Here is a 12,844-nt window from a genome sequence, read left to right as displayed (position 1 = left end):
CCGCCCCCGTACGCTAACCGGGTGTGCCGCGGCATGCCCGGTGTCTTGAGCGGGGCTGGAGGCGGCCTCGAGAGGCCGAGGGGCTTCGTGGTCAGTGGAGGAGTTCGGTGACGGCGCCCAGGAAGCCCTCGTCGAGCATGGTGTGCGCCGCCGTGTCGCGCGAGGTGGCCAGGCCCGTGTCGTGGCAGGCGACGCTCAGCAGGTAGCGCCCCAGGATGTGATGGGTGGCGAACGCCCACTCGCCGTGGGCGGCGGGCCGGCCGCCCGGCGCGAGCAGCCGGCCGCCGTCGGCTGTGAAGCCGAACTCGGTGAAGTCCAGTCTGAGCCCCTGCCCGAGCGCCTTCGTATAGGCCTCCTTCAGGGTCCACAGGCGCAGCAGCCGTGCAGGGCGCTCCCGCTCGGGGAGCCGTTCGAGTGCGGCTTTCTCGGCGGGTGTCAGGACGTGGCTCTGCAGCAGCTCGTACGACATGTGCCGGCCGGCGGGCTCGACGTCGACGCCGATCCGTCCGTTGCGGCTGATGCCGACGGCGATCACGTCGTCGGTGTGGGTCAGGCTCACGTCGATCTGGTCGAGGCCGCGCAGATAGGGCCGTCCACCGATCTTGTACGCGAGGTCGAGTTCGGCCGGTGCGGTGTGCAGGGCTGCGGCCGCCGTGTACTTGGTGGCGAGCCGTGAGGCGACGAAGCGGTAGCGGATCGTGGGGTCCTGGGTGCGCCGGTAGCGCTGCCAGTCGTGGCCGAGCAGCGGGCGCAGGGCGGGGTCGGTGACGGCGGCTGTCAGCCACTCGCCCCAGGTGGTGTGGACGACGGCGTTGCCGTGGCGGTCCATGGCGTCGCGTACCCGGTGCCAGGGGGCGTCCGGGCCCGCGGCGTGGACCGGCGCGCTGATCCGCTCGGCGCCGGGCAGTGCGGTGGTCGTCATGGCCTCTCCTTCCTGGAGCATGGTGCGGCATCTCGTCGCTGGATCACGGTGTGTATGCGAGCGCGTCGAGGTCGCAGCTGAGGTCTTCCCGGTGCCGGCGCAGCAGCTCGCCCAGGACGGTGTCCTGTACGCCGTCGGGCAGTTGGGGCACTGGGATGCCGAGGCGTTGACCGGTTCTGGTGAGGGCGAGTACGGCCCACGCGGGGTCGGTGAGGAACGGGTCGGTGCCGTCCTGGCTCTCCCAGGTTCCGAGGACGGCGGCGGCGCCGGCGACACGGGCGTAGCGGTCGCTGAGCCGGACGACGGCCGGGTCGTTGAGGGCCGCGGTGCCGGGCGGGATGCGGCGGCACTGTTCTCGCAGGGTGCGCAGTTCGGTGGCGAACGCCCCGGCGAGCGCGCCGAGGTGTGCGCCGGGGCCGCGGAGTGCCGCGGTCCGGTCTGCGCTCGCGACGAGGGAGGCGGCCATGAAGTCGCCGCCGCCCGCGATGCCGAGCAGGCTGTAGTCCAGGTCGGGGAGTTCGGCCCCGGCGGCGAACAGCTGCGGCGGCGGCTCCTGCTCGACGAACCAGGACCGCTCGGCCAGGCCGCGTAGCTGGGGCACCAGAACGGCTTGGCAGGAGGCGCTGCCGGCGTGGCCGAGGCCGGCGACGGGCAGGTCGCGCACGAGCTTGTCGAGCGCCCCGTACTGGGGGCTCGCGTGGTCGTGGCCGCGCGCGCCCAGGACGGTGGCGAGCTCCTCCAGGTTCTCCCGCAGCAGGTCGGGCACGACGTACTTGACGGCGGCGGCCAGGACGTGGGCGCTCGCGGGCAGCAGGCTCAGGGCGCGCAGTACCACCGTGGCCATGGCGTCGCAGGCGAGCAGGTCGGCGAAGACCCCGGCGAGCGGCTTGTGCCACCGTCTGGCGACGGGCTTGGCGCGGTTTTCGGTCGCGGCGCGCACCGCGGAGTGCAGCACGGTGTCGGCGGCCGCGGTGACGACTCCGCAGATCAGGCTCCGGTTCACCTGGAAGGCGCGCAGGGCCAGCCCGACGCCGTCGCCGGGGCTGCCGACCAGGGCGTCCGCGGGCACGGGGCAGTCGGTGAACTCCAGGCCGGAGAAGAGCGCCCCGCGCATCCCGGATGTCTCCACGCGGGGCAGGTGCCGCAGGTGCGCCGTGTCCTGCTGGGCGGGGTCCAGGAGCAGCACGGAGTGGCTGCGTGGTCCGCGGGCCGGCTCGGTGCGGGCGTAGACGACCTGGAGGCCGGCGCGGCGCGCGTTGATGATGACGTCCTTGCGGCCGCCGACCCGGTATCCGTCCGGGCCCTGGCGGGCGGTGAACTCGTGGCGCAGGATGGCGTTGGCGTGGGCGAGTTCGTGGTGCAGGATCGTGGCCCGGCCGCCGCCGAGCAGCAGGCCGGCCATCTCCTGGCGCTGACGTGTGTCGCCCTGCGCCCATACGGCGCCCGCGGCGAACAGCGAGATGATCCCGTGTCCGAAGCCGAGGGCCACGTCCCGCCGGAAGACGGGGCGCAGGGCGCGTGCGAGGAGGTCGGCGCGGGTGAGCCGGCCGCCGAGCCGGGCGGGCACGAATTCGGCGCCGAGCCCTTCATCGGTGAGCAGGGCCTCGGTCTCGGCGGGCGGGGTGCGCCGGGCGTCGGCGGCGAACAGGGCCGCGAGGCCGTGCGGGTTGGCGGGGTCATAGGGGTCGCCGAGCCGGGCCTCCAGCCGTTGCGCGCGGGACCGGGCGTCCGCCTCGGCGCGGCCGCGGGTCACGGTGGGGTGCCCGGGGGTCTCGGCGGTGGTGGTCATGACGGCGGCGTTCGCCTCCTCGTCGTACGGAGTGTCGGTGCGGGCGCGGGTGTGCGGGGGTGTGCGGGGCCTGTGCGTCGAGGCTGCGGGCTCCTGGTCGCGTCCCGGTGGAGCGATGCTCGGGAAACGGCCCAGGACCCGTGCAGGATCCTTGACGCGCCGGGTCCTGTGCGTCATAGCACCCGGATCGCCGACTCGGCGTGGGCTTTGGCCAGGCGGAGCGTGGCGGTGGAGTTGCGGCCGAGTGCCTCGCGGATGTAGCGGCGCGCCGACCCCAGGTCGGCGCCGGGGCCCAGGACCGCCTCGATGGCCTCCTCGCGCAGAACGACGCTGTGCTGCGCGAGGACCGTGACACCCGTCGCGTCGGGCACCACCGACCATTCGCCGGTGTGCGCCTCCATCAGGGCGGGTGTGGCTGTCTGCTTGTAGACGATGCGTCCCGCGTGGGGGAAGCAGACCCGGACCGACTCGGTGGTGTGCGTGCTGCCGTCGCCGGTCACGGTGTCCATGGTCATGACCTGGACGCCCGGGGTGTCCTCGGCCAGGTCGAGGCGCGAGACGTGCGGGAGGAGTTCGGGCCAGTCGCTCACGCGGTACAGGAAGTCGTAGACGAGTTCGGCCGGGCCGTTCACGCGCACCGAGTCCTCGAAGGACAGCACGAGTTCGTCCAGGCGCGTCCAGCGTTCGGCGAGACGTTTGAGGTTGTCCAGCTCGGCACGGGAGTTGGTCTCGCAGGCGCGTTCGACCCACGCCACGTCGTCAGGGCGGTCGCCGGCGACGGTGAAGGTGTGCAGCAGGGTCAGCCGGCTGGTGCCGCCGGGGCGTTCCTCGACGGTCCAGGTGCCGTCCATCGTCTCGACGGGTGCCTGTGGGCGGGTCTGGCGGAATGTGATGCGGCGCTCCTGCGGATCCTGGGTTCGCTGGGAGATCCAGGACCTCACCTCGCCGTTGGCCCTCGCCCACATCCGCAGCCGCTCGGCGCGGCCGTCGAACTCCAGGCGTTCCACGTGGACGTTCGGCGGGAAGAACAGCGGCCAGCGCACGGCGTCCGCGATCAGCCCGTAGACGACGCCCGGCCGGGCGTCGACGTCGACACAGTGCCTCGTACGGTGGATATGTTCGTCGGACACCACATTTACCTCTTTCTCGGTCGCTCGCACAGGTCGGGAAGTCAGAAGTTGCCCAGGCCGCCGCAGACGTTGAGGGCCTGCGCGGTGATGGAGGCGGCCGGTCCGGACGCCAGGTACCCGACGAGGGCGGCGACTTCCTGGGGGGTCGAGTAGCGGCCGAGCGGGATCTTCGCCTCGAACTGCGTCCGCACCGAGTCCTCGGTGGTCCCCCAGGCGGCCGCGTAGCCTTCGCGTACCCGCTGGGCCATCGGTGTCTCGACGTAGCCGGGGCAGACGGCGTTGACGGTGACACCGCTCGGCGCGAGTTCGCGGCCCAGTGCCTTGGTGAAGCCGACGACGCCGTGTTTGGAGGCGCTGTAGGGGGCTCCGAGCAGGACGCCCTGTTTGCCCGCGGTGGAGGCGATGTTGATGATCCGCCCGTGCGCGGCGCCGTCCAGGCCGCCGTTCTTGAGCGCTTCACGCGTCATGAGGAACACGCTGTTGAGGTTGGTGTCGATGACGTCGTACCAGAGCTCGTCGGTGAGGTCTGCGGTGACGCCGCCGCCGCTGCGCCCGGCGTTGTTGACCAGGACGGTGAGCGGCCCATATGTGTCGACGGCGGCGCGCACCAGGGCGGTGACGTCTGCGTGCGAGCGCACGTCGGCGGCCTGCCCCGCGGCGTCCAGGCCCTCCTGCCGCAGTACCTCGACGGTCTGCTTGACCCGCAGTTCGTGGCGGGCGCACAGGAAGACGCGGTGTCCCGCCCTGCCGAGGGTGCGGGCCACTTCCAGGCCGATGCCGCTCGTGCCTCCGGTCACCAGGGCGACGGGGTGGGTGTCGGACATGGTCAGTGCTCCTTCGTCAAGGTGCCGGCGGGGGTCGGTGGCGGGGCCGGCTCGGGGTGCGCCGCGTCGGCGAGGGGGGCGGGCGGTCCGGCCGGGGCGAGGGCACGGCGCAGGGCGTCGCGGGTGAGGAGGGGGCCGCGGGCGGCGACGTAGCCGTCGGGGCGCACGAGGAGCCAGGCGCCGGGCGGTAGTCCGAGCGCGGTGCGCAAGGTGGCGCCCGGGTCGGTGTGCGGTGCGGGCCCGTCGGTGGCGTCGGGCCGGCCTCCGAGGGTGCGGACCGACAGCCATTCGCCGTACTGGGCGGCGGCGGTGACGGCCACGTCTGCGGGTGTGCGGCCGGGGCTGCCGGGGTGCGCGCTGAGCAGCAACGTCCAGCGCACGTCGCGTAGTTCGGCGCTGAAGGCCCGGCGGGCGGCGGGGTCCGTGTTGTCCAGGGGCACGGCTCTGGCCCGTTCACCCGGTCCGGGGCCGGGGCCGGTACGGGGCGCGGGGCCGGCGGGGCCGTCGGTCGTGGTCAGCGGTGAGGTGGGGTAGCCGATGCGCAGCCCCGACATGCCGCCGAGGACCTTGCGCTGGATGGCGCGGCGCAGTGGGCCCACCCTGCGGACGACTGCGAAGACGAGGGGCAGCACGGCTCCTGCGAGCAGGTTGCGCAGCTGGACCAGGACGGTAGCGGTGCGGGTGGAGTCGAGCAGCGCGGCGCCGATCGGGACCCGTTCCTTGCTGTAGCTGTCGAGCAGCGGCGCCCCCGCATGCCCCTGTTCGACCAGGGCGAGCTTCCAGGCGAGGTTGTACGCCTCCTGGATGCCGGTGTTCATGCCCTGCCCGGAGGCGGGGCTGTGTACGTGCGCGGCGTCACCGGCGACGAAGACGCGGCCGTCGCCCATGCGTTCGACCATGCGCTGCTGGAAGGTGAACACGGAGGTCCACTCGCTCGGGCCGACGGTGACGTCGCGGCCCAGGCCCTTGGAGAGCTTCGCCGCGAGGTGCTCCTCGGCGCGGCCGGGTTGCGGGGCGTCGTCCGGTGGTGCTGTGTCGAGGAGCCGCCAGTGGCCCTCGCGGGCGTAGGGCACCATCATCAGGGCCTGCTGCCCGGTGTGAGCCCAGTAGATGGTGTCGGGCGGCAGGTCCATGGCGACGGGCACGTCGGCGAGCATCCAGGTCTCGCTGCTGGTGCCGATGAGTTCGAGTCCGAGCAGTGTGCGCACCGTGCTGTGGCCGCCGTCGCAGCCGACCAGCCATGGGATGTCGAGGCTGTGTTCGGCACCGGTGGCGTCTTCGAGGGTGGCGTGCACCCTGTCGTCATGCCGGCTGAGTGCGGTCAGGCGCACGCCCCACTCGACCCGGACGCCGAGCCTGGCCACGGCATCGCGCAGTACGGCCTCGGTCTCGGTCTGCCCGATGACGAGGGTGAACGGGTAGGCGGTGGGCATCGATGCGTAGTCGGCCTCCAGGCGCACCAGGTGGCGGCCCCGGGCGTACATGGTGAAGGCACGGTTCTCGCGGCCCCGCTCGAGCATGGCGTCGACGACGCCCATCTGGTCGTAGGTCTCCAGAGTGCGCGGGTGCGTGGCCACGGCGCGGCTGGTGCGTGCGGGCTCGGGTGCCGCGTCGACCAGGCGCACCCGCAGGCCGCGGCGGGCCAGCTCGTGGGCGGCGGTCAGGCCGACGGGCCCGGCGCCCACGATCAGCACCTGGGGCCGGGTGTCGTGCTGCTGGGCGGAGATCACCATGGTCGGTCTCCCGGGGTGGTGGGGTCGGGTCGCAGGTCGTGGGGGCCGGTGCGCCGGATCAGGGTGCGGCCCGCGTCTTCAGCCTTTGGCGCACCGCCCGTCGTTCGGTCTTGCCGGTGCGGGTGCGGGGCACCGCGTCGAGGGCCTCGGTGACGCGGATCCGCTCGAAGGGGCTGAGGCGTTCGTTGGCGCGCTCGGTGACCGCGTCGAGGACATCGAGGATGCTGACGCCGCGGGGAGCGGCGGCCGGGGTGTGCGGATCGGCCCCGGCGCCCGGGTGCAGCACGATGCCGGCCCAGACCAGGGCTCCGTGCTCCGGGTCGGGCCAGTCGGCCACGACGCAGTCGGCGACGCGCGGGTCGTCGGCGAGGATCTGCTCGACGTGGCTGGGCGAGACGATCTCGTTGTCGTACGTGAAGACGTCGGTGAGCCGGTCGATCAGGCGCAGGTTTCCCTCGTCGTCGGCGTAGCCCACATCGCCGGTGGCGAACCAGCCGTCCGCGTCGATCCGGGCGGGCTGCCCCTCGTCGAGGTAGCCGGCCATCAGCTGCGGTCCGCGTATCTGGACTTCGCCGGTGGCCCAGGGTCCGACGGGGCGCCCTGTCATCAGGTCGACGAGGCGGCACTCGGTGTCCGCGACGACGGTGCCGACGGTGCCGGGGCGGTAGCGGCCGGGCCGCTGGCAGTGTGTCAGCGGGGAGAGCTCGGCCATGCCGTAGCCCTGGATGACGGGGACGCGGAGCCTTTGTTGCAGGGTGCGGGCGGCCTGCGGCCTGAGCGCGGCTCCGCCGGACAGTACGGCGCTCAGGCGCAGCCCGCGCGGGATGCCCCGGGCCAGGCGCTCGTCCGCGGCGAGGGCGTGCAGACGCGCGGGCAGCCCGTAGTAGTGCGTGGCCCGCACATCGGCGGCGGCCGTCAGGGACGCCATCGGGTCGGGGTCCTGGCACAGCACCTGGCAGGCGCCCGCGTACAGGGCCGAGTTGAGGTGCATGACGTGGTACAGCGGCAGGTGGTTGAGGGTGATGGAGTCGGCGCTCAGGCCGTGTGCGAGGGCAGTCTGCCGGGCGTTGGCGACCAGATTGCGGTGGGTGAGCAGGACTCCTTTGGGGGCGCCGGTCGTGCCCGTGGTGAACTGCACGCACGCGACGGCGCCCGGGTCAGGTGCCGGGCCCGCCTGCCAGGGGCCTGCCTCGTCGAGTGCCGCGTGCAGCGGCACAGTGCCGTCGGGCACGACGCCGTCGGGCGTGTCGGTGACCACGACAGCGCGCAGCGAGGGCAGTGCGTGCCGGATCTCGTTGATCAGTGGGGCGGTGGCCGACGGGACGAGGGCGATCTCGACCCGGCCGGCGGCCAGCACGTGCCGAAGGCCTTCCTGGGCGGTGAGCGGGTTGATCAGGACGACGGTGGCGCCGGCCCGTATGGCCCCGTGGTACGCGGCGGCGAAGTCCGGGGCGAGGACGTGGGCGACGCCGACCCGGGTGCCGGGCCCGGCACCCGCGGTCCCGCCCAGCCACCCGGCGATCCGGTCGGTGTACGCGTCGAGTTCGGCGAACCGCAGGGTGCGGGTCGCGGTGCGTACGGCGACACCCTCGGGGTGGCGCCGTGCCGCGCGGCGCAGCAGGCCGTCCACCGGAAGGTCTCCGTGCGGGAAGTCGCGCACCGTGTCTCCTTGTCCCTGTTTCCACTCGCGGCGACGAGCGCCGCCGAACGGTTTTCAGCGTCCGGCGGGGCGCTTGAGGAATCGTCGAAGAACACTCGATCGGTGGCGCAGGCAGGGGTGTGAACCGCTTGAGGGCCGCTGCCGGGAGAGGGGCACGGGCCGGGCGGGTGAGGGCGGTGCGTGACCGGTCGGGGCCGGCGGCTGCGGGTTTCAGGCGTGGCAGGGCGGCAGGCCGCCGTGGTATTGCGCCATCTCGCGGAACAGGGCCGGGATGTCCAGGGGGACGCCGGGCGGCGCGCCTTGCTGCTCTGCGTAGGCGCGGTGCAGATTGGGCACCAGGCGTTCGGAGTCGAGGAGTTCGGTGTACGGGCCGGGGCCCGCCTCCCGGGCGAGCTGGAGGGGGGTCAGCCCGGCGGCCAGGCCTTCGCGGGCCAGTCGTTGCAGATGGCGGAAGTAGCCCTCGTCGGCGTCGAGGAGTTCGGGGCCGCCGACGGGGCCGTGGCCGGGGACGACCGTGAGCGGGTCCAGCGCGCGCAGAGTGTCGAGCGCGTGCAGCGAGCCGCTCACTGAGCCCATCGGGCAGAAGGGAGTGACGCCGGACATCACCACGTCGCCCGCGAACAGGACCCGCTGTCGGGGCAGCCACACCACGGTGTCGCCGGTGGTGTGGGCGGGCCCCACATGGAGCAGTTCGGCGCGCACCGGCCCCACGCGCAGGGTCATCCGCTCCTGGTAGGTGACCTGCGGGACGACGACTTCGAGGTCGCCCCAGCGCACATCGGGCCACAGGCCGGCCAGATGAAGCCCGGCCGCTTCGGCCTCGGTGCGGGCCCGTTCGTGGCCGACCACGACGGCCTCGGGGAAGACGAAGTTGCCGAAGGTGTGGTCGCCGTGGAAGTGGGTGTTCACGAGGAGGCGGGGCGGACGCCGCGTGACGCCCAGTACCTGGCGTCGCAGGTTCAGGGCCCGTGCCTGGGTGGCGACGGTGTCCACGAGGGCGCTCTGTCCGCCGCCGAGAAGCAGCCCGGCGTTGTTCAGGCACCAGCCGCCGTCGGGCTGTACGTAGGCCAGGACGCCGTCGCCGACCTCGGTGAGCCGGCCGTCCGGCATCTCAGGCCGTGGCCCGGGCCGCGAGGGCGGCGTTGACCAGGTCGAGGTACTGGCGCGGCGTCTGTGCCTCGTCGAGGGCCTCCTCGTCGAGTGTCACCTCCAGGTCGCGCTCGATGACCCCGGTGACCTGGAGCAGGGCCAGCGAGTCGTAGCCCAGGTTCAGGAAGAGGGTGTCCAGGGCCGCCTCGTCCAGGGGCACTGACCCGCCGTCACCGGCCGCGTCGCGGAGCAAGGTGGCCAGGTCGGTCAGTTGAAGGCGTTCCACGATGTGCCCCCTCCTCGTCCTTGGATCCGTGCTTGGATCCGTGCTGGGATTGGTTTCGGGTCGGTTCTCTGTTGGTTGTCACAAGTGGCACGGCTACCGCGGTGCCCCGCGCACGAGGGCCGCCGCGTTGAACCCTCCGCGCCCGCGGGCCAGGACCAGCGCGTGCCGCAGCCCGGCCGGGCGTGCGGCGCCCGTCACCAGGTCCACGGGGCAGTCGTCGGCGAGCGGTCCGGCCCGGGCCGTCGGCGGGATCACCTGGTCGCGCAGGGCGAGCAGCGCGGCCGCCAGATCGAGTGCCGATCCGCCCGCGCCCAGGCGCCCGGTGAGCGACTTGGGGGCGGTGACCGGCACCCCGTACGGCCCGAACAGCTCGGTGAGGGCGGCCGCCTCGGCACGGTCGGCGTCTCGTCCTCCTGCCGCGTCGGCGAACACCACGTCCACGTCGGCCGCGGCGATGTCCGCGTCGGCGAGCGCGAGCCGCGCCGCGTCCGCCAGCCGGGGTGCGCCGCGTCCCGGTGCCGGGTCGAAGGTGGCGGCGCAGCCCTCGACGGTGGCAAGCACCCGGGCGCCGCGGGCGTGCGCGACGTCGCTGTCCTCCAGGACCAGCAGGGCCCCGCCCTCCCCCACGACGTGTCCGCAGGCGTCGGCGGAGAACGGCAGGTATGCGCGTGCCGGGTCTCGGCTCGTGCTCATGCCGCCGGCCGCCAGGTGTGCGGTGAAGCCCCAGGGGCACACGGTGGCGTCGAAGCCCCCGGTGAGCACGGCGTGGCCGCCCTTGCGCAGCTGGCGTCGGGCCTGTGCCACCGCGTCGAGGCCGCCGGCCTGCTCGGAGACGACGACGCCGCTGGGTCCGCGGAGTTTGTGCCGGATGGAGATCTGGCCGGAGTTGGCGGCGTAGAACCAGGCGAACGACTGGTAGGCGCCGACGTGCCGGCTGCCCTTGCTCCACAGCGCCTGCAGTTCGCGCTGGCCGAACTCGAAGCCGCCCGCGCCGCCTGCCGTGACGACGCCCATGGCGTAGTCGGGCAGGGCCGCCGGATCGAGGTGTGCGGTGGTGAGGGCCTCCGTGGCGGCGGTGAGAGCGAGCCGGGTCACCCGGTCCGTCTGGGGCAGCAGCTTGTCCGGCACGTGGGCGGCGTCGTCGAAGCCGGTGATCTCGCCCGCGAGGCCGGCCGAGTAGCCGGTGGCGTCGAAGCGGGTGACGGGCCCGATGGCGCGCTGTCCGCGCAGCATCGCGGACCACCAGGCCTCGGTGCCGACGCCTCCTGGGGCGACGACTCCGATCCCGGTGACGGCGGCACGCATCCCCTGGGTGCCCAGCAGTCCGCTGTGCTCGGAGGCGGGCGCGGTCATGCCGCCGTCCTTGTCCGTGCGCCGGTCAGGACCATCGCGCTCTGGAAGCCGCCGAAACCGCTGCCGACGCTGAGTACCGTGTCGGTGCGCTGTTCGCGGGCGACGAGGGGGACGTAGTCGAGGTCGCAGTCCGGGTCGGGGTCGTGCAGGTTGGCGGTGGGCGGCACGACACCGTGCTCGATGGCCAGCGCACCGGCGGCGATCTCCAGGGAGCCGATCGCGCCGAGTGAGTGCCCGATCATCGACTTGATGGAGCTGACCGGCACCCGGCGGGCGTGCTCGCCCAGGCTTGTCTTGAAGGCGGCCGTCTCGTGCTTGTCGTTCTGTTTGGTGCCGGAGCCGTGGGCGTTGACGTAGTCGACGGCGGTGGCGTCGAGGCGGGCCTCGTCCAGGGCGACGCGGATGGCTTCCGCCATCTCCCGTCCGTCCAGGCGCAGTCCGGTCATGTGGTACGCGTTGGAGCGGCCGGCGAAGCCCGCGATCTCGGCGTAGATGTGGGCGCCCCTGCGGTTCGCGTGCTCGCGTTCCTCCAGGATGAGGACCGCGCTGCCCTCGCCCAGCACGAAGCCGTTGCGGGTGCGGTCGAAGGGGCGTGAGGCGCTCTCCGGTTCGTCGTTGCGGGCCGAGGTGGCACGGATCGCGTCGAAGGAGGCGAGTGTGATCGGGGTGATCGGGGCTTCCGACGCGCCGGCCACCATCACATCGGCGCTGCCCTCGCGGATGAGTTCCGCCGCGTGTCCCAGCGAGTCGAGGCCGGAGGTGCAGCCGGTGGACACGACGGTGACCGGGCCCAACGCCCCTGTTTCGCGGGCTACTTCGGCGGCTACGGAGCTCGGCACGAGATAGTCGCCGAGCCGCTTCTGGGCCCGTGCCGGGTCGAGGAGCCAGTGGCTTCCGCCCTCGCTGACATGGGCGTACACCTCGTCGAGTCCGCTGCTGCAGCCGACGGCGGTGCCCAGGGCCACCCCGGTGCGCTCGCCCCGGGCCGCGGGGTCGACACCGCTGTCGGCGACAGCCTCCCGGGTGGCGGTCAGGGCGAACTGGGCGACCCGGTCCAGGCGGTGTGCCTCGTTCGCGCCGAACCCGTGCAGTGCCGGGTCGAAGTCGGCCTCGGCGGCGACCTGTGAGCGGAACGAGCCGGCGTCGAAGCGCGTGATGCGGCGGGTCGCGGTGCGGCCCTCGGTCAGCATCGACCAGAACGCCTTGGTGCCGATCCCGCCGGGGGCGACCACCCCGATCCCGGTGATGACGACGCGTCGCATCAGCTGCTCACCCCTGCCGGCTCCGGCGTCAGCCGGCGCACGACGCGGGCCGCGCGACCCACCAGGCGCGGCAGTTCGGGGCCGCGGACGAAGAAGTGGTCGCCGGGCACGGTGCGCGCGGTGAAGCGGCCGGTGGTCCACAGCCGCCACCGCGCCATCGCCCGGGGCTGCGCCAGCGGGTCGTCGGCGCCGGCCACGGCCAGCACCGGGACGCCGAGAGGGCCGGCGGGGGACGGTTCGCGGGCGGCGGCGCGCAGTTCGTGGGCGAGGACGAGGTCGTCGCGCAGCACCGGCAGCACGGCCCGGTGCCACAGCCCGCCGGGCTGCGCGCCGCGGGGCAGCGCCCCGACCTCGTCGAGCAGGTGCAGCAGGTCCTCGTCGCCGGCCCGGCAGGAGTTGGACAGGTCGGACAGCGCGTCGGGCGGCGGGCAGGCGCCGACCACGAGCAGCGAGGGCCCCGGAAGGCCCGCCTCGTGCAGGGCGCGGGTGAGGGTGTAGGCGACCAGCGCGCCCAGGCTGTGCCCGTAGAGCACGTACGGCACGTCGCGGTCCTGGGTGGTGAAGTGGCCCAGCAGGTCGTCGATCAGGTCCGCGGGGCGTGTGAGGCGGGCCTCGCGGCGGCGCCGTTCGCGGCCGGGCAGCAGGTGCGGCACGGTCTCGACGCCGGCGCCCAGACGGGGGCCCCAGCCGTAGAAGGCGGAGACCCCCGCCCCGGCATGCGCGAAGCAGTGGAGCCGTACGGGCCGTTCGTCGGTCATGGGCCGTCCTCTCGCGCGGTTTCGTCCTGGGGCCGGGC

At 73.6% G+C, this 12,844-nt stretch carries 11 protein-coding genes; all 11 read right to left on the bottom strand.

All coding sequences use genetic code 11. From position 1 onward, the window contains the following. Positions 1 to 91 precede the first annotated feature (91 nt). The 11 genes from OG510_RS36480 to OG510_RS36430 all read right to left on the bottom strand — a co-directional run bounded on the left by OG510_RS36480 (position 92) and on the right by OG510_RS36430 (position 12,806). The gene (locus tag OG510_RS36480) at positions 92 to 922 is read right to left on the bottom strand and encodes a 4'-phosphopantetheinyl transferase superfamily protein (RefSeq protein WP_406134651.1); all 831 of its coding nucleotides are present in this window, start codon (positions 920 to 922) and stop codon (positions 92 to 94) included. 43 nt (positions 923 to 965) lie between these two features. Continuing rightward, positions 966 to 2,888, bottom strand: a complete 1,923-nt coding sequence (locus OG510_RS36475) for an acyl-CoA dehydrogenase (protein ID WP_406134653.1) — start codon at positions 2,886 to 2,888, stop codon at positions 966 to 968. Further along, positions 2,885 to 3,841: an aromatase/cyclase gene (locus OG510_RS36470; protein ID WP_406134654.1), complete on the bottom strand. Its 957-nt coding sequence runs from the start codon at positions 3,839 to 3,841 to the stop codon at positions 2,885 to 2,887. The genes OG510_RS36475 and OG510_RS36470 overlap by 4 nt, the downstream gene beginning before the upstream one ends. Positions 3,842 to 3,882: 41 nt before the next feature. Next, entirely contained in the window at positions 3,883 to 4,665 is a 783-nt protein-coding gene (locus OG510_RS36465; RefSeq protein ID WP_406134655.1) for an SDR family NAD(P)-dependent oxidoreductase, read from the bottom strand. 2 nt (positions 4,666 to 4,667) lie between these two features. Beyond that, a complete protein-coding gene (locus OG510_RS36460; RefSeq protein ID WP_406134656.1) occupies positions 4,668 to 6,398 on the bottom strand; it encodes an FAD-dependent oxidoreductase in 1,731 nt (576 codons plus the stop codon). A gap of 58 nt (positions 6,399 to 6,456) precedes the next feature. Beyond that, positions 6,457 to 8,058: a class I adenylate-forming enzyme family protein gene (locus OG510_RS36455; RefSeq protein ID WP_406134657.1), complete on the bottom strand. Its 1,602-nt coding sequence runs from the start codon at positions 8,056 to 8,058 to the stop codon at positions 6,457 to 6,459. Positions 8,059 to 8,268: 210 nt separating this feature from the next. Continuing rightward, entirely contained in the window at positions 8,269 to 9,168 is a 900-nt protein-coding gene (locus OG510_RS36450; RefSeq protein ID WP_406134658.1) for an MBL fold metallo-hydrolase, read from the bottom strand. Position 9,169: 1 nt separating this feature from the next. After that, a complete protein-coding gene (locus tag OG510_RS36445; protein WP_164267342.1) occupies positions 9,170 to 9,433 on the bottom strand; it encodes an acyl carrier protein in 264 nt (87 codons plus the stop codon). A gap of 93 nt (positions 9,434 to 9,526) precedes the next feature. Continuing rightward, positions 9,527 to 10,786: a beta-ketoacyl synthase N-terminal-like domain-containing protein gene (locus OG510_RS36440; RefSeq protein ID WP_406134660.1), complete on the bottom strand. Its 1,260-nt coding sequence runs from the start codon at positions 10,784 to 10,786 to the stop codon at positions 9,527 to 9,529. Continuing rightward, positions 10,783 to 12,048 carry a beta-ketoacyl-[acyl-carrier-protein] synthase family protein gene (locus tag OG510_RS36435; RefSeq protein WP_406134661.1) on the bottom strand — a complete coding sequence of 422 codons (1,266 nt, stop codon included), beginning with the start codon at positions 12,046 to 12,048 and terminating at the stop codon, positions 10,783 to 10,785. Before OG510_RS36435 ends, OG510_RS36440 begins: the two co-directional genes overlap by 4 nt. Continuing rightward, positions 12,048 to 12,806, bottom strand: coding sequence for a thioesterase II family protein (locus tag OG510_RS36430; RefSeq protein ID WP_406134662.1), 759 nt, complete (start codon positions 12,804 to 12,806; stop codon positions 12,048 to 12,050). Before OG510_RS36430 ends, OG510_RS36435 begins: the two co-directional genes overlap by 1 nt. Between the last annotated feature and the right edge of the window lie 38 nt (positions 12,807 to 12,844).

This window comes from Streptomyces sp. NBC_01089 (assembly GCF_045162975.1).
Taxonomy (GTDB): Bacteria; Actinomycetota; Actinomycetes; order Streptomycetales; family Streptomycetaceae; genus Streptomyces.
This window is presented reverse-complemented; position numbering and strand designations above follow the sequence as displayed.